The sequence below is a fragment of the Trinickia dabaoshanensis genome, from assembly GCF_002879885.1.
In the GTDB taxonomy this organism is placed as follows: domain Bacteria; phylum Pseudomonadota; class Gammaproteobacteria; order Burkholderiales; family Burkholderiaceae; genus Trinickia; species Trinickia dabaoshanensis.
In genome coordinates, this window is sequence record NZ_PNYA01000028.1 from 60,033 (window position 1) to 81,565 (window position 21,533).

Consider the following 21,533-nt stretch of genomic DNA (forward strand, 5'->3'; position numbering starts at 1 on the left):
AATGATCAATAGGTGGCCCGATACCAATTCGCGGTAGCGGCGAGGCCCTCGTCGACCGTGTAAGGCGGGTTCCATCCGAGCGTAGCACGCAGATGAGCGGTATCGACCCGCAGACCGTCGACGAGCCGGCTTACTTGATCGGCGCGGCCGAGCAGGCGCCCCGCGGCGCGCAGCCAGGCTACGGGGACCGGCACCAGCCGCGCGCGGCGATGCAGGTGCCGGCCGATCGCCTCCGCGAGTTCGGACACGCTGAGGTCTCGACCGTCCGCGACGTGGAAACACTCGTTCGCGGCCCGTGGGTCGATGGCGCAAGCCACGAGCGCATCGACCAAATTACCGACGTAGACGAGACTGCGTTGCGCGGCGACCGCGCCCAGCGGCAAGGGGATGCCCCCGGCGATCGCGCGAATCAACTGGAGAAAATTGGCCCGCACGCCGGGACCATAAACCAAGGGCGGACGCACGATCACGATTTCGAGCCCCGTGCGCGCGCCGAACTCGCGCAGGGCGGTCTCGGCCTCCTGCTTCGAGCGCCCGTAGGCGTCCTCGGGGCGCGGCGGATCGGATTCCCGCAACGGCACGCCGCCATCGCGTTCGGCGACCGCCTTGATGCTGCTCACGAAGACGAACCGCTTGGCGCCGCGCGCTTTCGCCGCACGCGCGACGCGCAGTGAACCCTCGACGTTGGTCGCCCGATAAATCGCCAACGGATCGGCAGCGGTATCGCGCATGACGTGGACGCGAGCGGCCAAGTGAACGACGCAATCGGCATCGACGTCCGTAGGCCACGCTTGTTCGAGACCGTCGAAATCGGGCCGCGCATGCACCCAGCGGCGCACGCCGTCGATACATTGCGCGTCGCTTCGAATCAGCCCCGTGACTGCGTGCCCGGCCTCGAGCAGCGCGCCGGAAAGCGCACGGCCCACGAAACCGTTCGCCCCCGTCACGACGATATGCTTCATAACAACTTCCATCCGAACCGGTTGTAGAACTTGAAGGCGGACGCGGCGAACATGCGAATGTGGGCCGTCCCCTTACGGGCCGCCCCGCCCCCGTGATGGACGACGCGCACGGCGGGCACGTACGCGACGCGCGCGACACGATGCGCGCGCAGGCTCAGGTCGTAGTCCTCGAAGTAGAGGAAGTACCGCGCATCGAAACCGCCTAGCGCGCGCAATGCGTCGGTACGGAACAGCATGAAACAACCGCTGACGATAGGTGGATCCCACAGCGTGTCGCGCTCGTTGATTTCGGCACGCATTTCATAGCGGGCGAGCCGCCGCGCGAACGCCGCGCGCACGGATGCGGGCATGAAGCCTCGGACGAACAAGTCCCACAGAGTCGGATAACGGCGGCACAGGTACTGAAGACCGCCCTCGTCGTCACCGACCCGAGGTGCGAGCAAGCCGGCCTCCGGGTGCGCATCCAGGAAATCGAAGGCCTGCACGAGGGCGTCCTCGGCCAGATCGATATCTGGATTGAGTATGAGATGGAACCTGCTTTGTACCTCGGCGATCGCCAGGTTATGGCCGCACCCGTAGCCCACGTTGCCGTGCCCGCTGACGAGCCTGCATTGCACGCCGGCGTGGCTCAACGTCTCGAACATCTCACCGGCGGAATCGAAGCCGCCATTGTCGATGAGCCAGCAACCCGCCTTGAAACCGGGCCGCGCGCGCTCGAGTGCCGCGCAAGCCACGGCTAGGCTCTCGAGCGTGCGCGCGAGCAGCGAAAGATCCGGGCGGTAAACGACCACCGATATCGACAGGTCTACGGACGGGACGCGTGGCGTGGAAACAACAGTCATACGAGCGAGGGGCGGCAAAGATGCGTGAGTGTGCCCAAAGCGGGGCAATTGGACAACCGCCAGTTCGGATGGGCCACCGCACCGATCGATGACCGAGGACAAATCGGCCTGCCGAACGCGCCCGCGAACGACGCTCGTTAGCCCCGCCCCGCAGGATTGCGGAACGTTTGCGCAACCCCGTACAATACCGCCGGCCAGGCATTTGGGCATGCGCGAAGAGCCGTTGTGTATAATTTTAGGATTTCGATCGAGGCACGTCGCGCTCGCATGAAAGGATGATTCGAGGGCTTGCTACGGCCCCCCCTTTGGAGACCGCTTCCGAGGCCTGTTCCCGGTGCATCTAAGACGCGACAGCATGCTGACGCGGTTGCCATCGCGGCGGCGAACAACCGCTGCGACCTACGATCGGACCAATCCCGATAACACAGGCTTGAGCGCCTGTTTCGCCATACACGTTCCCCTTTTTCGGCAATGAGGACGCAATCAAGATGAAAGCAGTGCTGCTCGCTGGTGGTTTGGGCACCCGAATCTCCGAGGAGACGTATCTTAAGCCCAAGCCGATGATCGAGATCGGGGGGCGGCCCATCCTGTGGCACATCATGAAGATCTACTCGAGCCACGGCGTCAACGACTTCATCATCTGTTGCGGCTACAAGGGTTACGTCATTAAGGAGTACTTCGCAAATTACTTCCTCCATATGTCCGACGTAACGTTCGATATGTCGAACAACAAGATGGAAGTCCATCAGAACAATGCCGAATCCTGGCGCGTGACGCTCGTCGATACGGGCGAGCAGACCATGACCGGCGGGCGACTGAAGCGAGTTGCGCCCTACCTCGGCGACGAAGATTTCTGTTTCACCTATGGCGACGGTGTCGGCAACATCGACATTTCGGCGCTGATCGAGTTTCACCGCTCGCACGGCAAGCTCGCGACCCTGACAGCGACGCAGCCGCCCGGACGCTTCGGCGCGCTGGACGTGCACGGCAGCGCCGTGCGCAGCTTCCAGGAAAAGCCGCACGGCGACGGCGCATGGATCAACGGCGGTTTCTTCGTGCTCTCGCCGAAAGTCGTCGAGTACATCGACGGCGACCAAACGATTTGGGAGCGCGATCCGATGGAAAAGCTCGCTCACGAAGGGCAGCTTCAGGCGTGGTTCCATCGCGACTTCTGGCAGCCGATGGACACGCTCCGAGACAAAAATCATCTCGAAGATCTCTGGAGCTCGAACAAGGCGCCTTGGAAGGTGTGGCGATGAACGCAGCGTTCTGGCGCGGCAAGCGCGTGCTCGTCACCGGCCATACCGGCTTCAAGGGCGGCTGGCTGTGTCTTTGGCTGCAGCAAATGGGCGCCGACGTGCTCGGCTATTCGCTGCCCGCTCCGACCCAACCGAGCCTGTTCGACGCCGCTCGCGTCGCCGAGGGGATGAAGTCGGTGATCGGAGACGTGCGCGACCTCGAGCATCTCGCGCGCGTGCACGCCGAGCATGAACCCGAGATCGTCTTTCACCTCGCGGCGCAACCGCTCGTTCGGCTCTCGTATCGAGAACCCGTGCTCACCTACGAAACGAACGTGATGGGCACCGTTCACTTGCTCGAAGCCGTTCGCCGCACGCCCTCCGTGCGTGCCGTCGTGAACGTGACGAGCGACAAGTGCTACGAAAACCGCGAATGGGTCTGGGGCTATCGCGAAAACGAACCGATGGGCGGGTTCGACCCCTACAGCAATAGCAAAGGCTGCTCGGAGCTCGTCACCGACGCGTACCGCAATTCGTTCTTCCATCCGGACGCATTCGACACGCACCGCGTGGCGCTCGCCAGCGGGCGCGCGGGCAACGTCATCGGCGGCGGCGACTGGGCGGGCGACCGGCTCATTCCCGACATGATGCGCGCGATCAGCAGCAATACGCCCGTTCGCATCCGCAATCCGCACGCGATTCGTCCGTGGCAACACGTGCTCGAACCGCTCTCGGGTTATCTGGCGCTGGCCGAACGCCTGTATACCGACGGCCCGAAGTTCGTCGGCGGCTGGAACTTCGGCCCGAACGAGGCGGACACCCAGCCCGTGCAATGGATCGTCGAGCGTCTCGTGGCTAGCTGGGGCGATGGCGCCAGTTGGACACGCGACGAGGCACCGCAGCCCCACGAGGCCCATCACTTGAAGCTCGATTGCGCGAAAGCGCATGCGCTGCTTCATTGGGCTCCCCGCTGGAGCCTGGCGCAAGCCGTGGATCGGATCGTCGAGTGGCATCAAGCCTCCTTGCGGCAAGCCGACATGCGGGCCGTCACTCTTTCACAAATCAACGCGTACCAACAGCAATGACTTCTGACACCCAGCAACAACTGCGCGAGCAGATCATTCAACTCGTCGGTCAATACGGCGCACTCTCCACGCAAGCGCCGAAGTTCGAACCCGGCGTGTCGACCGTTCCGCCGTCCGGTAAGGTGATCGGCGCGCGCGAACTCGAACTGATGGTGGAAGCGTCGCTCGACGGCTGGCTGACGACGGGCCGCTTCAATGAAGCATTCGAGCAAAAGCTCGCGCGCTTCATCGGCGTCCAGCATCTGATCACGGTCAACTCGGGTTCGTCGGCGAACCTCGTCGCGTTTTCGACGCTGACGTCGCCGAAGCTCGGCGACCGGGCGATCAAACCGGGCGATGAAGTCATCGGCGTGGCCGCGGGCTTCCCGACGACCGTCAATCCGATCATTCAATTCGGCGCGATCCCCGTGTTCGTCGACGTCGAGCTCGGCACGTACAACATCGACGCCTCGAAGATCGAAGCGGCGATCAGCCCGAAGACGAAGGCGATCATGCTCGCCCACACGCTCGGCAACCCGTACAACCTCGACGTCGTCACGGCGCTGTGCAAGAAGTACGGCCTGTGGCTCATCGAGGACTGCTGCGATGCGCTCGGCTCGACCTACAACGGCAAGATGGTCGGGACGTTCGGCGATATCGGCACGTTGAGCTTTTACCCTGCCCACCACATCACGATGGGCGAAGGCGGCGCCGTCTTCACGAACAACCCCGATCTGAAGCTGATCGCCGAGTCGTTCCGCGACTGGGGCCGCGACTGCTACTGCGCGCCGGGCAAGGACAACACCTGCAATAAGCGGTTTTGCTGGAAGCTCGGCAATCTGCCCGAGGGATACGACCACAAGTACACGTATTCGCATCTCGGCTACAACCTGAAGATCACCGACATGCAGGCCGCTTGCGGCTTGGCGCAGCTCGACCGCGCACAAGAGTTCATCGAAGCGCGCCGTCGCAACTTCGCGTACCTGACCGAGCGTCTGCAAAGCTGCAAGGAACTGCTGATCCTGCCGCAAGCCACGCCGCAGTCCGATCCGTCGTGGTTCGGTTTCCCGATCACGCTCAAGCCCGAAGCGGGCCTGCGCCGCGTCGATCTGCTGACGTATCTCGATCAAAACAAGATCGGCACGCGCCTGCTGTTCGCCGGCAATTTGACGCGCCAGCCGTACATGATCGGCCGCAACTATCGCATCAGCGGCGAACTGACGAACACCGACATCATCATGAACGATACGTTCTGGGTGGGCACGTTCCCGGGTCTCGGCGAAGCTCAGCTCGACTACATCGCCGAGAAGATCGAGACGTTCTTGGGCGTAAACTTCTAAGATCCCGACTGCTCCGATGAACACAACGCGTCTGCTTCGGGACGACGAATACCATGCTGACTAAGGTGATGACGGCGTTGCGCGCCGATCGAGAGACGCGCAACAAGATGCTGCGATATCTGTTCGTCGGCGGCGCCAACACGGCTTTCGGATACTTCGCGACCGTGGGGTTGTATTACCTGCTGCGGCCGCACCTTCACATCGTCGTCATCGGAGTGATCGCGAACGTGGTGTGCATCACCGAGTCGTTCATCACGTACAAGCTGTTCGTGTTCAATTCGCGCAACGGCTGGTTGCGCGAATACCTGCGCTGTTACGTCGTCTACGGCAGCAGCGCGGTGATCGGAATCGCAGGGCTATGGCTGCTCGTCAACATCCTGGGCGTTCCTTTTTGGCTCGCCCAGGGCCTGCTGATGATAGTCAGCGTGGTGGTGTCGTACGCCGGACACGATCGATTCACTTTTAGAAAGACCCAGCGCGGATGAGCGAACGAAAACTAATCAGCATCGTTGCCGGATGCTTCAACGAGCAAGACAACATCGCCGAGCTGCATCAACGCATCACGGCGGTCATGCAGCAAGCGCCGCAGTACGACTACGAAATCCTGCTCATCGACAACGCATCGACCGATCGAACGGTCGACGTGATTCGAGAGATCGCCGCGCGCGACAAGCACCTGAAGGCCATCGTCAACGTGCGCAACTTCGGGCACATCCGGTCGCCCTATCACGCGCTGTTGCTGGCCCAAGGCGATGCGGTCATCGGCATGGCCTCCGACCTCGAGGATCCGCCGGAGCTCATTCTCGATTTCATCCGCAAGTGGGAAGAAGGCTACAAGATCGCGATCGGCGTGCGCCGCAAGCATGAAGAACGCGGCCTCATGCCCATCATGCGCAAGGCCTATTACAAACTGATCACGAGAATCTCCGAAGTCGAGCAAGTGCAGAACTTCACGGGTTTCGGCCTTTACGACAAGGCCGTCATGGATATCCTGCGCGATATCGAAGACCCGTATCCGTACTTCCGCGGCCTTATTTGCGAAATCGGCTTCGATCGCGCCGAAGTTCCGTTCGACAAGCCGGTGCGCAAGCGCGGGATATCGAAAGGCACGTTCCTCGTGTACCTCGATAGCGCGCTGCTCGGTATCGTCAACCATTCCAAGGCGCCGCTGCGGCTTGCCACGATGATCGGCATCGCGTTGAGCGGTCTGAGCTTCCTGACGGGCGTGTATTACTTCGTGCGTAAGCTGCTCGCGTGGGATCAGTTCCAAATGGGACTGGCGCCGCTCGGCGTCGGCGTGTTCTTTTTCATGGGCATGCTCTTTTTATTCCTCGGCCTGCTCGGGGAATACGTCGGTTTGCTCGTCACCCATACGGTGAAGCGGCCGATGGTGGTCGAGAAGGAACGGATCAATTTTGACTGAGAGCAAGACGATGCGCGTCATTCCGAACGGCTTCACGCTGTTTCAAGAAGATCTCGAACACGTCGCGCGGCATCTCGACGACGACTGGGATCGCCTGCGCGGCGCCCATCTGTTCATCACCGGAGGCACTGGCTTCTTCGGCATGTGGTTGCTGGAAAGCTTGCTGTGGGCAAACGAGACGCGTGGGCTCGGCATGCGCGTGACCGCGCTCAGCCGCTCGCCCGAGCGCTTTCTTGCCGAACGCGCGCCCCATTTGAAGGGTCGTCCGGGGCTCGAATTCGTCGCGGGCAGTCTTACCGACTTCGCTTTTCCGGCGCAACCGTGCACCCACATCCTGCACGCGGCGTCCGAAACGAACCTCGAACAATCGGCCGATTGGGCGCAGCGCCATTTGAATGCGGCGCTCGGCGGCACCCAGCGCTTGATCGAGATGGCTAGCCGGCACCGGTCGGAAGCGCTGTTGATTACGACCTCCGGCGCCGTGTACTCGCCGATGGATTCCGTCGTCAACGACCGCTGCGTCGAAGGCCCGGCGGGCCTGGCCGATTACGCATCGGAGAAAATCGTCTACGGCCAATCGAAGCGCATGATGGAAATCATGACCTCGGTGGCCGCGCAGCAAGTGGGCTTTCGGGCGTTGATCGCACGTTGTTTCGCCTTTGTCGGCCCCTATTTGCCGCTCGAAGCGAACTACGCGATCGGCAACTTCCTGCGCGATGCGCTCGCCGGACGCGACGTCGTCGTCGGCGGTGACGGCACGCCGCTGCGCTCGTACTTGTACGCGGCTGATCTCGCCGTTTGGCTGCTGCGCATTCTGGCGCGCGGGCGCACAGGCGTCCCCTATAACGTCGGCGGCGAACACGCGATGTCGATCGGGGACCTGGCGCGCACGGTGGCGCGAGTGGCAGGCGGTACGAGCAGCGTGCAGATCAAGGGTACGCCGGTGCCGGGTGCGAAACCGTCGGCCTACCTGCCGTCGGTTGCACGCGCACGGGACGAACTGGGATTGGACATTTTCGTGCCGATCGACGATGCCATTGCACGCACGCTCGCATGGCATCGGTCGCGCGGGGTGGGCAGTTAATCAGTCGGCGGAAAAGCGGGCTTCGCGCGCCGCACAAACGATGTTGCGCCGGATCGAAGCGCGGTGTAGATCGAGCAGCAATGAAGGAGCCTCGGAGCGCGAGGCAACGTATTCCAAAATTTTTTAGGCAAATCGTATGGCGATCAGTGTCTCGGATTATGTCTTCCAGCGCGTGGCGGAAGCTGGAGTGAAGGACGTCTTCATGGTGTCGGGCGGCGGCATCATGTACTTGTGTGACGCGGTCGGCCGCTCGAAGGATTTGCGCTATTGGTGCAACTATCACGAGCAGGCGTGCGCCATTGCCGCCGAAGGCTATGCGCGCGTGACCGAGAACCTGGGCGTGTGCCTCGTGACGACCGGCCCCGGCAGCACCAACGCGTTGTCGGCCGTCGCCGGCGCGTACGTCGACTCCATTCCGGTCCTCGTCATTTCGGGCCAGGTCCGTACGGCCATCATGGCCGACTATAGCTTCCAGCGCCAAGTCGGTCCGCAGGAGATCAACATCGAACCGATGGCCGCGCCCGTGACGAAGCATTGCGTCACGGTGATGCGCCCGGAAGACGTGCGCTACGAACTCGAGAAATGCCTTTATCTGGCGCGCGCCGGACGTCCGGGCCCGGTCTGGCTGAACCTGCCGCTCGATATTCAATCGGCGATGATCGAACCGGACCAGCAACGCGGCTACGTGCCGGAAGAGCCGGCTACGCCCGCACTCGACGAGGCGCTCGTCGACCAGGTGGCGCAACTGCTGCTCGCCTCGAAGCGCCCCGTGGTGATCGGCGGCAACGGCATCGCGCTGGGTCACGCGCGCAGTGCCTTCCGCGAGCTCGTCGCCCAGTTGAAGGTGCCCGCGTTGTCGACCATCAGCGGCATGGATCTGCTGGCGGAAGATAACCCGCTGTATCAAGGGCGTATCGGGCCGGGCGGCCAGCGCCGCGCGAACTTCGCGCTGCAAAACTCCGACTTGGTGCTCGCGATCGGCACGAGCTTGTCGATCTCCGCGATCGGCTTCAGCGACAAATTCGCGCCGAAGGCGAAGAAGGTTCACGTCAACATCGATCGCGGCGACCTGGTCAAGAAGAACATCGCCATCGACGTGTCGGTGCTCGCGGACGCAAAGCAGTTCATCGAGGCGCTTCTTGCCCGCGTCAAACAGCATCAATATCAGCCGACGCAGCGTTGGCTCGATGCCTGCGCGATGTGGAAGCGGGAATATCCCCCGATGCCGGCGCCGGAACACCTGCAAAAGAACCACGTCGACATCTACGCGGCCTATGACGAACTGTCGCGCCAACTGGGCGACACCGACGTCGTCGTGAGCGGCAACTCGCTCGACGGCTGCATCATCGCCTATCAGAACCACCGGGTGAAGGAAGGACAATTCGGGTTCACGAGCGCCTGCATGGGCTCGATGGGTTGGGATTTGCCGGCACTCATCGGCGCGTGCGTGGCGGACCGCGATCGACGCGGCGTCCTGGTGACCGGCGACGGCAGCGTGCTCTTCAACATTCAGGAACTGATGTTCCTGTCGCAGAATCGCCTGAATGCCAAGCTGTTCATCAGCAACAACGACGGCTATCAAAGTATCCGCAATACGCAGCGCCGGTACTTCGAGGGCCGCGAAGTCGGCACCGACCGCCACTCGGGTGTCGGCAACCCCGACTTCAAGAAGCTGGCCGAAGCGTTCGGCTTGAAGCACATGCTGATCGAGCGCAACGAGCAACTGCACGACGCGATCGCGACCGTTTTCGCGGATAAGGATCCGTGGATCGTCGAAATGTCGATTTCGCAGGAACAGCAGCGTTTCCGCGCGAGCTCGTTCCTGAAGCCGGACGGCACGCTTGGCTCGCGCCCGATGGAAGACATGGACCCGCTGCTGCCGCGCGAAGAGCTCGAGCGCAACATGACGATGTTCGACAACGACGATTGACGATCGGGCCGCAGCAGCTGGTTTGAGCATGCGCGGTCGTACGGTCGCTTGGCCGGGCGCAGCGGTAGCAATGCCGTTGCGCCCGAAGTCTTTATCTGTAAGCAGCCTGAACATGGCCATGCAACGTCTCATTCCACTGTCCGGGGGCGAATCAGAGATGAAAACTATAACGAATCCATCTAATCGACGTCCGTCGATCGATGCGCTGACTACCTTGCGCGGTGTCGCCGCGCTGCTCGTCGTCGTGCACCATATGGGCCTGCTCATGCTGCAACCGCTTAGGCAGACGATAGCGGCAATGCCGCTGGAGAAGTGCGGGCTGCTAGGCATGTCCGTTTTCTTCGTCTTGAGCGGTTTCGTCATCCACTACAACTACGCCGACCGGCTCGCCAGCGATCGTGAACGCGGCGTCATGATGTTTTTGTTTGCGCGGCTCGCCCGCTTGTATCCGCTGTACCTCCCGCTTATCCTCGCCAATTACGTGGTCAATGTCGGGCGCGCTGCTTACGCGGGCCGCCAATTGGCTGCTAGCGCCTACTCCGCATCGCTTCCGGCGTACCTCGCGGGCATGCAATCATGGTTTTATGCAACGCTGAACGGATTTAATCTCTCGATCTCGCAGGAGTATGCCAATAACTCCTGGTCTATCAGCGCCGAAATTTTCCTCTATCTGTTTTTCATCCCGCTCGCGTTATACGGGGGCTTTAAGCGGCACTCCGCGCTACGCGGAGTGCTGATCGCCGTTGGTGCGATCTTGGGACGCATACTTTTCGTGAAATTTTCCGAACTGAATTCCGTCAGAACCGCGTTGGAAAACGTGCTCGGCGTCGTGCCGTCTCTCGACGTCGGCAGTTGGCTGGTTTATTACTCGCCGTACGGCCGCTTGTTCGAGTTTCTAGCCGGCGTGGGTATAGCCGAGATTTGGCTAGCGGGAGGCAACGCGCCGGAGTCGGCTGGGCGGCGCCTTCTCGTTCGCGTCATTGGAGTGATCGGGTGCGCCTACATCGCCGGATCGTTTGCCGATCATGTGCTTTTCGAGTATCCCAAGCTCTTTGGCGGCGATCGAATTTATAGTGGTTACGCTATCGCCGTTCCCGCGGCGATTTACCTGTGTTGCAGCAGTCAGCGCTACCTCGGGAAACTCGCGAGCTGGTGGCCCCTGCTTGGGATAGGCGAAATCAGCTATTCCCTCTATATGCTGCACGGCAATCTGTTTCCGCTTTTTCTGGTGAAGCCGCACGACAGCCTGGCTGCGCTAGCGCCCGAGATGATCGCGAAATCGATAGCGTTTCTCGCCATCCTTTTTGCGGCCTCGTGGTTGACCTACCGGTATTGGGAAATGCCGGCTCGCAAGAAAATAGTCGGTTTTTATCGCAAAAGCATTTCGCCGCCGCATATCGACAAGTGCGATATCGTCCAGCGATAAGTCCCGCCCACCCGGCGTGGGCTTACACTGTAAAGTAACACTCGCGCGTCAAGCGAGATCATGCAAGGAACGACAATGTCGACGAATAAACGAATCCTCGTCACCGGCGCCGATGGTTTCATCGGCTCCCATCTCACGGAATACCTCGTCCGCGCGGGCTACGACGTTCGCGCGTTCGTTCTCTACAACTCGTTCAATTCGTGGGGCTGGCTCGATCGGGCCGATGCCGGCATCAAATCCTCGCTCGACGTGTTCGCCGGCGACATTCGCGATCCCAACGGCGTGCGCAAAGCCGTGCAAGGCTGCGACGTAGTGCTGCACCTGGCGGCGCTCATCGCGATCCCCTATTCGTACCATTCGCCCGACACCTACGTCGATACGAACGTAAAGGGCACGCTCAACGTCGTGCAAGCGGCGCGTGACCTCGGCGCGCGCGTCGTCCATACGTCCACGAGCGAAGTCTACGGCACGGCCCGTACGGTGCCGATCGACGAGACCCATCCGCTGCAAGGCCAGTCGCCGTATTCGGCATCGAAGATCGGAGCCGATCAGATCGCGCTCTCGTTTTACATGTCGTTCGAGACGCCGGTCGCCGTGCTGCGCCCGTTCAACACGTACGGTCCGCGTCAGTCGGCTCGCGCGGTCATCCCGAGCATCATCACGCAAATCGCGGCCGGCCAACGCAACCTCAAACTCGGCTCGCTGCACCCGACCCGCGATTTCAACTACGTGACCGATACCGTGCGCGCGTTCGAAGCCGTCATGAACAGCGACCAAGCGCTCGGGCAGGTGCTCAACGCGGGCAGCGGTTTCGAGGTCAGCATCGGCGACACCGTCCGCATGATCGCGGAAACCATGGGTGTCGAAGTGCAGATCGAGACCGACGAGCAACGTCTGCGCCCCGAGAAGAGCGAAGTCGAGCGCCTGCTGGCCGACAATCGCCGCCTGCGCGCGCTGACCAACTGGGCGCCCGAATACGCGGGTGTGGACGGGTTCCGCCGCGGCCTCGCGAAAACGGTCGAATGGTTTACCGACCCCGCCAATCTGGCGAACTACAAGGCCGATCGCTACAACGTATAGAGCGATTCGCCAATCGCCGAATCGATCCATCGATACCAGAGACACTCCTATGAGCCGAGCAGCCACGATCGTGCAAGCCGTCCGTGAGGCCTATCACCGCCCCGATGGCTTCCTGCCGCTACACGCCCCGATCTTCGAGGGTAACGAAAGCGCCTACGTTCTAAAAACCATCGAGTCGACGTTCGTCTCGTCGGTTGGCGAATACGTCAGCCAATTCGAGCGTATGTTGCAAGACATCACCGGAGCCGCGCACGTCGTGGCGACGACGAACGGCACGACGGCGTTGCATATGTCGTTGCTGCTCGCCGGCGTCGAGCGCGACGATCTCGTCGTTACGCAATCGCTCAGTTTCGTCGCCACCGCCAATTCGATCGCGCACGCGGGCGCCGTGCCCGCGTTCGTCGACGTGGATGCCGATACGCTGGGCATGTCGCCCACCGCGCTCGACGCATTCCTCGAACGAGAGTGCGAACGCTCGAGCCGCGGTTGCGTTCACCGCGGGAGCGGGCGCCGCGTGGCGGCATGCGTGCCGATGCACTCGTTCGGCCTGCCGGCCCGCATCCAGGAAATCGCCGACGTGTGCCGCAAATGGTCGATCCCGCTGATCGAAGATGCCGCGGAAGCATTGGGCAGCCGCGTCGGCGCCGCGCACTGCGGCACGTTCGGTCTGCTCGGCACGCTCAGTTTCAACGGCAACAAGATTTGTACGACGGGCGGCGGCGGCGCGATCATGACGAACGACCCCGAGATCGCCAAACGCGCGAAGCACCTGACCACGACCGCCAAGGTGCCACACCGTTGGCGCTTCGAACACGACGCGATCGGGTACAACTTCCGGCTGCCGAATTTGAATGCCGCGCTAGGCTGTGCTCAGCTCGAACGGCTCGACAAATTCATCGAATTCAAGCGTGACCTCGTGAACCGTTACGTGCACGCGTTCGCCGGTACGGGCATCCAAGTCATGACCGAGCGCCCGGGAACGTACTCGAACTATTGGCTCTGCGCCATCTTGCTCGCCGACCGCGACGAGCGCGACGCATGTCTCGAGGCAACCAATGAAGCCGGCGTCATGACGCGTCCGGTGTGGGAGCCGCTGCATACGTTGCCGATGTTCGCCGATGCGCCGCATGGCCCGCTCGAAACGACGCAATCGATCGCCGATCGTCTCATCAACATTCCGAGCGGTGTGCTGCATCCCTCGGCCTGAAGATGAACATTCTGCTGATTGGTGGGGGCGGCCACTGCAAAGCCGTCATCGACGTGATCGAGGCGCAGCGGGAATGGACCATCGCGGGTATCGTCGAAGCACCCGGCAGCGACACCCGTGAAGTGATGGGCTATCCCGTCATCGGTCATGACGACAAACTCGACGAGTTGTTCAACCACTATCAGAGCGCGCTCGTGACCGTTGGGCAAATCAAAACGCCCAATGTGCGCATGCGCCTGTTCGCGCGCTTGCGCCAGATCGGCTTCTCCCTGCCGGCCATCGTCTCGCCGTTAGCCCGCGTGGGCCGCGGCGCGACGATCGGAGAAGGCACCGTCGTCATGCACTTCGCCCAAGTCGGCCCGGACGCGAAGGTCGGCGAAAACACCATCGTCAATAGCCGCGCCTTGATCGAGCACGACGCCGTCGTCGGCGATCACTGCCATGTGTCGACGAGCGCCGTGATCAACGGCGCGACGCGCGTGGGCAACGGCGCGTTTATCGGCAGCGGCGCCGTCTGCCGCGAAGGCATTACGATCGGCGAGCGCGCCCTCGTCCCCATGGGTGCGCGCGTTCGCAAGTCGGTACCCAACGATACGCTTTATCTCGGAGACCAGTCCCGATGACTCCGCATTGCACGGTGATCGCCGAAGCCGGCGTCAACCATAACGGCTCGATCGATCTGGCCTATCAGCTCATCGACGCAGCGGCCGCCGCCGGCGTCGACTACGTCAAGTTCCAAACGTTTCGCGCCGAAGCGCTGGCCACCCGTGCCGCGCCGAAAGCCGCCTATCAGCAGGCGACGACGGGCAGCGGCGAGAGCCAACTCGCCATGCTCAAGCGGCTGGAGCTCCCCCTCGAGGCGTTCGCCGATCTCGCCGCGTATTGCGCGAAATGCGGGGTAGCGTTCATGTCGACACCGTTCGACTTGGAGGCCGCGAACTTCCTGGACGGCATCGGCATGGCGGCGTTCAAGGTGTCCTCCGGAGACCTTACGAACACGCCGTTCCTACGCGCGCTCGGCGCGAAAGGCAAACCCGTGATCCTGTCCTCGGGTATGGCGACCCTCGGCGAAGTGGAGCAAGCCGTCCAAACACTCGAGTCGGCCGGCCTCGCCATCTCCGACATCACGCTGTTGCACTGCACGACCGAATATCCGGCCCCCGCCGAAGAAGTGAACCTGCGCGCGATGCAGACGCTGCGCGCGGCCTTCCCCGGGGCAACGATCGGTTATTCGGACCACACGCAGGGCATCGAGATTCCTATCGCCGCGACGGCGCTCGGCGCGCAGGTCATCGAGAAGCACTTCACGCTCGACAGGACCATGGAGGGCCCGGACCATAAGGCGAGTCTCGAACCTGGCGAGCTGGCAGCGATGGTCCGCGCCATCCGCCGTGTCAGCGCCGCGCTCGGCGACGGCCGCAAGCGCCCGACGCCATCCGAGCTGCCGAACCGGGCCGTCGCGCGAAAGAGTATCGTCGCAGCCCGCCCGATCGCCAAAGGCGAAACGCTGAGCGCCGACAACCTTGCCGTGCGGCGGCCCGGCAACGGCCTATCGCCCACGCGCTGGGACGAAATCATCGGTACGACGGCCACGCGCGATTACGCGCAAGACGAACCGCTCTGAGGCCCATCCATGCGAATGCTCATCGTAGGCTATGGCTCCATCGGGGCGCGCCATGGCCGCATTGCCGCGTCCCTCGGCATCGAGGTGGCCTGCGTGTCGCGTAACGAAGCGTGCCCTCACCCTCGCTTCGGAAGCATCGCCGAGGCACTCGAGCGATTCATGCCGGAGCGCGTGCTGATCGCGAACCCGACGGCACAGCACGCCGACGCGCTGCGAGCGTTGCGCGAAGCCGGATTCGCGGGCGCCGTCCTGATCGAGAAGCCCATTTTCGACGCGCTCGATGCCTTGCCGGAAACCGGCAACATGCGCATCTACACGGCCTACAACTTGCGTTTCCATCCGCTCGTTCAAGCACTGCGGGCGCGGGTCGCGGGCCGCCCGCTCTTTTGCGCCAACTTTCAGGCCGGGCAGTATCTGCCGCAGTGGCGGCCGGCCACCGACTACCGCCAGAGCTATTCGGCGAGTAAGTCGATGGGCGGCGGCGTCCTGCGCGACTTGTCGCACGAAATCGATCTGGCGCTCTGGCTGTGCGGCCCCGCGGTCCGCGTCGCGGCGCTGGGCGGCCACTTCAGCGACCTGGAGATCGACAGCGACGACGTGTTTTCGATGCTTTCCGTCAATGCGCGCTGCCCCGCGGTATCCGTCGCCATCAACTACCTGGATCGCAAACCGCACCGAACGATCACGCTCAACGGTCCTGAATTGAGCGCGGCGCTCGATCTCGTCGCCGGCGAGCTGACCGTGAACGGAGAGACGACGCAGCTCACGCCCGAGCGCGACGTCACCTATCGTGCGCAGTTGGAAGCATTCGCGAGCGACGACGTAACGACGCTCGCCACGCTCGCCGAGGGCATCGACGTCGTGCGTTTCGTCGACGCGGCAGAAGCGGCGGCGGCGACGGGCTCATGGATCCAACCTTAAATCCCCATATCGAGAACCGGACTCACCATGCGCAAGATTGAAGAACTCATGTCGCTAGCCGGCAAGACGGCGGTCGTCACCGGCGGCGCCGGCCACATCGGCGCGGCCATGGCCGAGGCGCTCGCCGAAGCCAAAGCCACGGTCGTACTCGTCGATCGCCAAGCGGAGCAATTGACTCAACGCGCCGCGGACATCCGCGCGCGCACCGGCGCCCGCGTCGAAACCTTCGAACTCGAGCTGGCCGACGAAACGGCCGTACGCGCGTTGCCCGAACGCGTCGCCACGTTGTGCGGCGGCCTAGACGTGCTCGTCAATTGCGCGGCCTTCGTCGGTACCTCCCAGCTCGAAGGCTGGGCCGTACCGTTCGAGCAACAAAAGACGCCCGCCTGGCGCGCCGCGTTCGAAGTGAACGTGACCTCGGTGTTCGAACTCGTGCAAGCCGCGCTGCCTTACTTGAAAGCGTCCGGCAAAGGCTCCGTTATCAACGTGGCGTCCCTGTACGGCGTCGTGGGCCCCGATTGGCGACTCTACGAAGGCACGGCAATGGGCAATCCTGCCGCCTACGGTGCGAGCAAAGGCGCGCTGATCCAGCTCACCAACTGGCTCGCCACGACGCTTGCGCCAGCCGTTCGCGTCAACACCATTAGCCCGGGCGGCGTTTGGCGCAATCAGCCGGAGGCGTTCGCCAAACGCTATGTCGAGCGCACGCCCTTGCAGCGCATGGCCGTGGAAGAAGACTTCAAGGGTGCCGCGCTCTATCTCGCGAGCGACCTTTCCGCCTATGTAACGGGGCAGAACCTCGTCGTCGACGGCGGCTGGTGCGCTTGGTAAGTCCCTCGCTCGCCACGGTGGCGGCATCTCGCGTCGAATCTAGAAAGAAGAACGTATTGATGAAATCCTTGAGTCTGTGGGCTCGGTGCTTGCCGATCGCCATTTTCGCGGTCTTCGGCAGCACCTTGCTCGTCGTAACGAACCCCGGCTACTTTTGGGACGACTGGGTCTGGATCTTTCACGATTCCGCCGAAAACATTCAAATCGGCAAAGAACTCGGCGTGTGGTGGGGCGGGTACCTCACGACCATCATCAACGGACTCCCCTCGCCTTCGATCGCGATGCGGATCACGGCGCTCGTCGCTTGGATCGTGACCGGCGCGACGGTTGCCGTTTTGCTGCATCGGCACGCGCGCGTCACACGCATGACGGCGTTTCAGTTCTTTCTGATCTATTGCGCGACGCACGTCGCAATGATCCGCTTTTTGACGAGCGTCGCCCTCTACAACGTCTATATCGCGGCGTTCTGGCTAGGCGCTGCCGTGTTGCTCGGCGCGCGCCGCTCGGTGCTCGGGCGTTGGCTTGGCCTCGTTTTGCTGTTCTTCTCGTTCTACCTGAATTCACTGATTCTGCTGTACGCGCTACTCGTCGCACTGATCGTGTTCTCAGAGGTGCGACCGACCTTGACGTTCGCGGAAAACCCTTTGAGCGCGCCGGGGTGGACCAAGCTCTATCGCGTTCGCGCCGTGGCTTGCGCGCTCTTCGCGCAAGCACGACCGGCTTTGCTCGACTTCGCCCGCAAAAACGTTTCGCTGTTGGCGCTCCCGATCGTCTTCGTACTGGTGAAGCGCCTGACGACCGCCAAATCGGAGCTCTACGGCTCATACAATGCAATCGATGCGCACTTGGTGCTGTCGGCGATCGGAACGTCGTTTACGCTCGTGCACCCCGTTCTGCGCGATTTCTTCGCCGTCACGCTGCGCTCGGTGCCCCTGGCCGCACTGATCGCGTCCACACTGATTTGTTTCGGACTCTTGCGACTGCTGCCGCGCCGCGCGGCGCGCAGCCCCTGGCGCGACATCGGTTTGCAGCTCGTGCTGGGCTTGCTGTTTTTTGCCGCCGCCATTTATCCCTATGTGGTCGTCGGCAAAACACCCGATCTGACCAGCTTTTACGACGCGCGCAACATCCTGCCGGCTGTCGCAGCCATCGATTTGATTCTGCTCGCGCTCATCGACCTCCTCGATCGCGCGTTCGCCCCTGTGCCCTTGCTCGCTCGCTATGGTCGCGACTTGCTACTCGGCTTCGTGCTGGCAACATCCATAAGCGGAGGAGTCGTAACCGGTATCAATCTATGGCATGACTGGCTCCGCCAAACGGCCACGATCGATTTCCTGCGCGAGCACCGCGATCAATTGCGCGATGATCGTACATTCGTTTTCGACGACCAATCGACGCTCAGCCGAATCGGCGACCGCACTATTTGGAACTACGAGTACACGGGTAATCTCATTCGCGCGTATGGCGGACGCGATCACTTCGGCGTCTCCATCAGCGAGTATGTGCAATGGCCCAAAAACGTCGCGCTGCTCTCCAACAAGGTGCTGCGGCGCCGGTTCAATATCCGCGACTATGATTTCCGTAAGCCGCACGTTATCGTGACCATGAAGGACGGTGCGATGCCGCTAAAGCCCGTGCGCGTGCTATCGCTCGTGGCCGAATACCTGCGCCGCGATCCTGAGTGGGAGTCGGACGTCGCTCAATACTTCACGCTGAGCACCGCGAAGGAGTTTGTCGAAGCCGACGACCGGGTGGCGGAAATGTTCGATATGGCCGCGGCGCTCGCCGCCTACCGTCGCGATCACGGTTGCTATCCGACGCTCTCCGGCACACCGTGCGCAGAGCCGAAACATGCCTTGTTCGATAACGGCAATGTGGCCCCGCTCCCAGTGGTGGGCGATATCCCCGGTCTATTCCCCACCTACATGAAGCGCCCCGAGCTGATGCGCGCTCATCTAGACGATCCGCATTACCTATACTTCTCCGACGGTGTCGATTACAAGCTCGTCTACGCGCACGCGAGCGACCTGCCCTACGCCCGGCAAACGCACCCCGCGCTGATCGACATGCAGAACCTCGGCTACGGCGTTTGGACGTCTGACGCCCGCGCTTGGTAAGCGATCCCTGAGCATAGAACGACAGAACATGAAGACGATCTGCTTTTTCACGGGAACGCGAGCCGAATACGGCCTGCTACGCCCGCTCATGAAAGCCGTCCAGGCCACCCCCGGCATGCGCTTGCGCACGCTGGTTACCGGCGCGCATCTGGCCGAATCCCAGGGCCACACCTGGCGCGAGATCGAAGCGGACGGCCTGCCAATCGACGAACGCGTCGAAATCCTGCAGGACGGCAGCACTGATACCAGCGTCTGCACGGCGATGGGCCTTGGCATCATGCGCTATGGCGAATCCTTGAAGCGGCTCGCGCCCGACCTGCTCGTGATACTGGGCGACCGGTTCGAGGCACTGGCGGCCGCCGCGGCCGCCACGGTCTGCAAGGTGCCGATTGCGCATATTCACGGCGGCGAACTCACGCTCGGGGCGATGGACGATGCTTTCCGGCACGCGATCACCAAAATGAGCCACCTGCATTTCACGAGCACGGAGGCCTACCGCCGGCGAGTGATTCAATTGGGGGAAGCGCCTGCGCGCGTGTTCAACGTCGGCGCCCTCGGCGTCGAAAACATCAAAGCCCTTCCGCTCGCATCGAGGCAGCAGGTGGAGCAGCGTCTGGAGCTACCCCCGGATCAACCGTATTTCCTCGTGACGTTCCACCCGGCAACGCTCGATGCGCAACCGCCGCGCGAACAACTGGAGGCGCTGCTAGGAGCGCTCGACGCATTTCCCGACCACGTTTGCGTATTTACGGGTGCGAACGCGGACCCGGGCGGCGGTGAACTGAATCGGCTGCTCGCGCTTTCCGCGCAAGCGCGTCCCGGGCGCTTCCGTTTTTCGATGTCGCTTGGCGTGACGCTGTACCTATCGAGCGCGCGTTACGCGTCCGCCGTGATCGGCAACTCTTCCAGTGGAATCATCGAGATTCCGAGCCTCGGCGTGCCGACCGTGGACATCGGCACGCGCCAAGAGGGACGTATCCGCAGCGATAGCGTGCTGCACTGCGAGCCGGATGCAGCCGCGATCGAAGCGGCCATCGCGACGGCGATCGGCGTCGATTTCCGCAAGCTGGCTGCCAGTGCGTCGAACCCTTACGATCGCCCCGGCACGAGTCGATCGATCATCGACGCCGTGCTCGCCTCGAACCTCGAGGCGCTTCGCGAGAAGCCGTTCCACGACGTCGAGTGCACGGGACCCGGCACTTAGAAGCGTACCTAGTGCATGCTATGATTCGTTATTTGGGCCCGAACTGCTCCGTACTTGCACAAGACGGCGTTCTCGCTTCGGCTGAATCCGGGATTTATTCGGACGATTCCGCCGACGTGGCCTCAGATTCACTTCGCTCATCCTCCGCTTACTTCCCGATATGAAGGCCTCCGACCAACTCGCTCACTTGAGCGTAACGCTTGATTCCAAGATATCGGACGTTATCGCTCGCATTCAGGCTAGCGGCCCGGTCGCGTGCGCGTTGCTCTACGACGCAACGGGACGCTTCATCAACGTCATTACGGACGGCGACGTGCGCCGCGCGTTCCTCGAAGGCTACAAGCTCGACGACAGCGCGCGCGAAATAAACGAAGTGAAAGCGAAAACGGCTCGTCCAGCACCGATTACGGCCAGCATTCACTCGGCACCGGCCGAGCGCAAGGAATTATTTCGGGAACACAACCTGCGGCAATTGATTCTCGTCGATGCCGACGGCGCTCCCGTCGCGATCGTCGATCACTATGCCGCCGATCATTCGCCAAGCTACATCAATCGCAGTTTCACGGCCGTCGTGATGGCCGGTGGGTTCGGCACGCGCTTGCGCCCCCTTACTGCCGATACCCCGAAGCCGATGCTGCAAATCAATGGCCGGCCGATGCTCGAGATCAGCATCGAAAAGCTCATTAGCCACGGTGCGAGTCGGATCTTCATCGCAACGCACTATCTGCCGGAAAAAATCACGAGCCATTTCGGCAACGGCGAGCGGTTCGGCGTAGACATTCAGTACGTGCACGAAGAAGAACCGCTCGGCACGGGCGGCGCACTATCGCTCTTGCCGAGTATCGACGAGAACACACTCGTATTCAATGGCGACATTCTGACGAACCTGGATATCGGGATGTTCCTCGCCTACCACCTGAAAAGCGGGTCGGCGATGACCATCGCAGCAACGCAATACAGTTTTCAGGTGCCGTTCGGCGTCATCAGCGAACAAAACTCGTTCGTCACGCACATCGAAGAAAAGCCGAGTTTCAGCTTCCAGGTCAACAGTGGGATCTACTTTCTCTCGAAGAAGGTTTTCGAGGTGCTACCGAAGTCGGGCAAGTACAACATGACCGACGTGGCGCACACGCTGATCCAACAGTCGATGCCCGTATCGTGCTTTCCCATTTTCGAACACTGGTTGGACGTGGGCCGGCCTAGCGACTACGACCTCGCGGCAAAGCTGTTCTGAACCCAC

19 protein-coding genes are annotated in these 21,533 nt (G+C 62.2%); 17 read left to right on the top strand and 2 right to left on the bottom strand.

What is annotated here, in order from left to right; all coding sequences use genetic code 11:
* Window positions 1-5: 5 nt before the first annotated feature.
* Together C0Z18_RS25620 and C0Z18_RS25625 are read right to left on the bottom strand one after the other, a co-directional pair.
* On the bottom strand, window positions 6-962 hold the full coding sequence (locus tag C0Z18_RS25620; protein ID WP_102648265.1) for a UDP-glucose 4-epimerase family protein: 957 nt from the start codon (window positions 960-962) through the stop codon (window positions 6-8).
* Entirely contained in the window at window positions 959-1,804 is an 846-nt protein-coding gene (locus C0Z18_RS25625) for a glycosyltransferase family 2 protein (protein ID WP_102648266.1), read from the bottom strand. Before C0Z18_RS25625 ends, C0Z18_RS25620 begins: the two co-directional genes overlap by 4 nt.
* Before the next feature lie 488 nt (window positions 1,805-2,292).
* Here C0Z18_RS25625 and rfbF point away from each other — a divergent pair, with 488 nt between their 5' ends.
* The 17 genes from rfbF (at window position 2,293) to C0Z18_RS25710 (ending at window position 21,527) form a co-directional block, all read left to right on the top strand.
* The gene (gene rfbF / locus C0Z18_RS25630; protein WP_102648267.1) at window positions 2,293-3,063 is read left to right on the top strand and encodes a glucose-1-phosphate cytidylyltransferase; all 771 of its coding nucleotides are present in this window, start codon (window positions 2,293-2,295) and stop codon (window positions 3,061-3,063) included.
* Window positions 3,060-4,127 carry a CDP-glucose 4,6-dehydratase gene (gene rfbG / locus C0Z18_RS25635; protein WP_199189549.1) on the top strand — a complete coding sequence of 356 codons (1,068 nt, stop codon included), beginning with the start codon at window positions 3,060-3,062 and terminating at the stop codon, window positions 4,125-4,127. The genes rfbF and rfbG overlap by 4 nt, the downstream gene beginning before the upstream one ends.
* Window positions 4,124-5,446 (top strand): lipopolysaccharide biosynthesis protein RfbH, encoded by a 1,323-nt coding sequence (rfbH, locus tag C0Z18_RS25640; RefSeq protein WP_102648269.1) that lies wholly within the window; start codon window positions 4,124-4,126, stop codon window positions 5,444-5,446. Before rfbG ends, rfbH begins: the two co-directional genes overlap by 4 nt.
* 53 nt (window positions 5,447-5,499) lie before the next feature.
* Complete coding sequence (locus C0Z18_RS25645; RefSeq protein ID WP_102648270.1) at window positions 5,500-5,931, top strand: GtrA family protein; 432 nt, start codon at window positions 5,500-5,502, stop codon at window positions 5,929-5,931.
* Window positions 5,928-6,869, top strand: a complete 942-nt coding sequence (locus C0Z18_RS25650; RefSeq protein ID WP_102648271.1) for a glycosyltransferase family 2 protein — start codon at window positions 5,928-5,930, stop codon at window positions 6,867-6,869. Before C0Z18_RS25645 ends, C0Z18_RS25650 begins: the two co-directional genes overlap by 4 nt.
* The gene (locus C0Z18_RS25655) at window positions 6,862-7,953 is read left to right on the top strand and encodes an NAD-dependent epimerase/dehydratase family protein (protein ID WP_146014096.1); all 1,092 of its coding nucleotides are present in this window, start codon (window positions 6,862-6,864) and stop codon (window positions 7,951-7,953) included. The genes C0Z18_RS25650 and C0Z18_RS25655 overlap by 8 nt, the downstream gene beginning before the upstream one ends.
* Window positions 7,954-8,089: 136 nt before the next feature.
* Entirely contained in the window at window positions 8,090-9,883 is a 1,794-nt protein-coding gene (locus tag C0Z18_RS25660) for a thiamine pyrophosphate-binding protein (protein ID WP_102648273.1), read from the top strand.
* Between the two features lie 157 nt (window positions 9,884-10,040).
* Window positions 10,041-11,309 carry an acyltransferase family protein gene (locus C0Z18_RS25665; RefSeq protein WP_158244289.1) on the top strand — a complete coding sequence of 423 codons (1,269 nt, stop codon included), beginning with the start codon at window positions 10,041-10,043 and terminating at the stop codon, window positions 11,307-11,309.
* 75 nt (window positions 11,310-11,384) lie between these two features.
* Window positions 11,385-12,389 (top strand): NAD-dependent 4,6-dehydratase LegB, encoded by a 1,005-nt coding sequence (locus C0Z18_RS25670; RefSeq protein ID WP_102648275.1) that lies wholly within the window; start codon window positions 11,385-11,387, stop codon window positions 12,387-12,389.
* Window positions 12,390-12,438: 49 nt separating this feature from the next.
* On the top strand, window positions 12,439-13,596 hold the full coding sequence (locus C0Z18_RS25675; protein ID WP_102648276.1) for a LegC family aminotransferase: 1,158 nt from the start codon (window positions 12,439-12,441) through the stop codon (window positions 13,594-13,596).
* A 2-nt stretch (window positions 13,597-13,598) separates the two neighbouring features.
* Window positions 13,599-14,219 carry an acetyltransferase gene (locus C0Z18_RS25680; RefSeq protein WP_102648277.1) on the top strand — a complete coding sequence of 207 codons (621 nt, stop codon included), beginning with the start codon at window positions 13,599-13,601 and terminating at the stop codon, window positions 14,217-14,219.
* Window positions 14,216-15,220, top strand: coding sequence for an N-acetylneuraminate synthase (neuB, locus tag C0Z18_RS25685; protein WP_102648278.1), 1,005 nt, complete (start codon window positions 14,216-14,218; stop codon window positions 15,218-15,220). The genes C0Z18_RS25680 and neuB overlap by 4 nt, the downstream gene beginning before the upstream one ends.
* Before the next feature lie 9 nt (window positions 15,221-15,229).
* A complete protein-coding gene (locus C0Z18_RS25690; protein WP_102648279.1) occupies window positions 15,230-16,141 on the top strand; it encodes a Gfo/Idh/MocA family oxidoreductase in 912 nt (303 codons plus the stop codon).
* Between the two features lie 27 nt (window positions 16,142-16,168).
* On the top strand, window positions 16,169-16,972 hold the full coding sequence (locus C0Z18_RS25695; protein ID WP_102648280.1) for an SDR family oxidoreductase: 804 nt from the start codon (window positions 16,169-16,171) through the stop codon (window positions 16,970-16,972).
* A 59-nt stretch (window positions 16,973-17,031) separates the two neighbouring features.
* On the top strand, window positions 17,032-19,089 hold the full coding sequence (locus C0Z18_RS25700) for a hypothetical protein (RefSeq protein WP_146014097.1): 2,058 nt from the start codon (window positions 17,032-17,034) through the stop codon (window positions 19,087-19,089).
* A 28-nt stretch (window positions 19,090-19,117) separates the two neighbouring features.
* Window positions 19,118-20,293, top strand: coding sequence for a UDP-N-acetylglucosamine 2-epimerase (gene neuC / locus C0Z18_RS25705; RefSeq protein ID WP_102648282.1), 1,176 nt, complete (start codon window positions 19,118-19,120; stop codon window positions 20,291-20,293).
* A 160-nt stretch (window positions 20,294-20,453) separates the two neighbouring features.
* Complete coding sequence (locus C0Z18_RS25710; protein ID WP_102648283.1) at window positions 20,454-21,527, top strand: nucleotidyltransferase family protein; 1,074 nt, start codon at window positions 20,454-20,456, stop codon at window positions 21,525-21,527.
* Window positions 21,528-21,533 lie beyond the last annotated feature (6 nt).

Excerpts from the sequence above, each read along its gene's own strand:
- rfbH (WP_102648269.1), top strand. The coding sequence starts at position 4,124 with ATGACTTCTGACACCCAGCAACAACTGCGCGAGCAGATCATTCAACTC.
- rfbF (WP_102648267.1), top strand. The coding sequence starts at position 2,293 with ATGAAAGCAGTGCTGCTCGCTGGTGGTTTGGGCACCCGAATCTCCGAG.
- C0Z18_RS25700 (WP_146014097.1), top strand. The coding sequence starts at position 17,032 with ATGAAATCCTTGAGTCTGTGGGCTCGGTGCTTGCCGATCGCCATTTTC.
- C0Z18_RS25710 (WP_102648283.1), top strand. The coding sequence starts at position 20,454 with ATGAAGGCCTCCGACCAACTCGCTCACTTGAGCGTAACGCTTGATTCC.
- C0Z18_RS25620 (WP_102648265.1), bottom strand. The coding sequence starts at position 962 with ATGAAGCATATCGTCGTGACGGGGGCGAACGGTTTCGTGGGCCGTGCG.
- rfbG (WP_199189549.1), top strand. The coding sequence starts at position 3,060 with ATGAACGCAGCGTTCTGGCGCGGCAAGCGCGTGCTCGTCACCGGCCAT.
- C0Z18_RS25670 (WP_102648275.1), top strand. The coding sequence starts at position 11,385 with ATGTCGACGAATAAACGAATCCTCGTCACCGGCGCCGATGGTTTCATC.
- neuB (WP_102648278.1), top strand. The coding sequence starts at position 14,216 with ATGACTCCGCATTGCACGGTGATCGCCGAAGCCGGCGTCAACCATAAC.
- neuC (WP_102648282.1), top strand. The coding sequence starts at position 19,118 with ATGAAGACGATCTGCTTTTTCACGGGAACGCGAGCCGAATACGGCCTG.
- C0Z18_RS25625 (WP_102648266.1), bottom strand. The coding sequence starts at position 1,804 with ATGACTGTTGTTTCCACGCCACGCGTCCCGTCCGTAGACCTGTCGATA.
- C0Z18_RS25675 (WP_102648276.1), top strand. The coding sequence starts at position 12,439 with ATGAGCCGAGCAGCCACGATCGTGCAAGCCGTCCGTGAGGCCTATCAC.
- C0Z18_RS25650 (WP_102648271.1), top strand. The coding sequence starts at position 5,928 with ATGAGCGAACGAAAACTAATCAGCATCGTTGCCGGATGCTTCAACGAG.
- C0Z18_RS25690 (WP_102648279.1), top strand. The coding sequence starts at position 15,230 with ATGCGAATGCTCATCGTAGGCTATGGCTCCATCGGGGCGCGCCATGGC.
- C0Z18_RS25660 (WP_102648273.1), top strand. The coding sequence starts at position 8,090 with ATGGCGATCAGTGTCTCGGATTATGTCTTCCAGCGCGTGGCGGAAGCT.
- C0Z18_RS25695 (WP_102648280.1), top strand. The coding sequence starts at position 16,169 with ATGCGCAAGATTGAAGAACTCATGTCGCTAGCCGGCAAGACGGCGGTC.
- C0Z18_RS25665 (WP_158244289.1), top strand. The coding sequence starts at position 10,041 with ATGAAAACTATAACGAATCCATCTAATCGACGTCCGTCGATCGATGCG.
- C0Z18_RS25680 (WP_102648277.1), top strand. The coding sequence starts at position 13,599 with ATGAACATTCTGCTGATTGGTGGGGGCGGCCACTGCAAAGCCGTCATC.
- C0Z18_RS25645 (WP_102648270.1), top strand. The coding sequence starts at position 5,500 with ATGCTGACTAAGGTGATGACGGCGTTGCGCGCCGATCGAGAGACGCGC.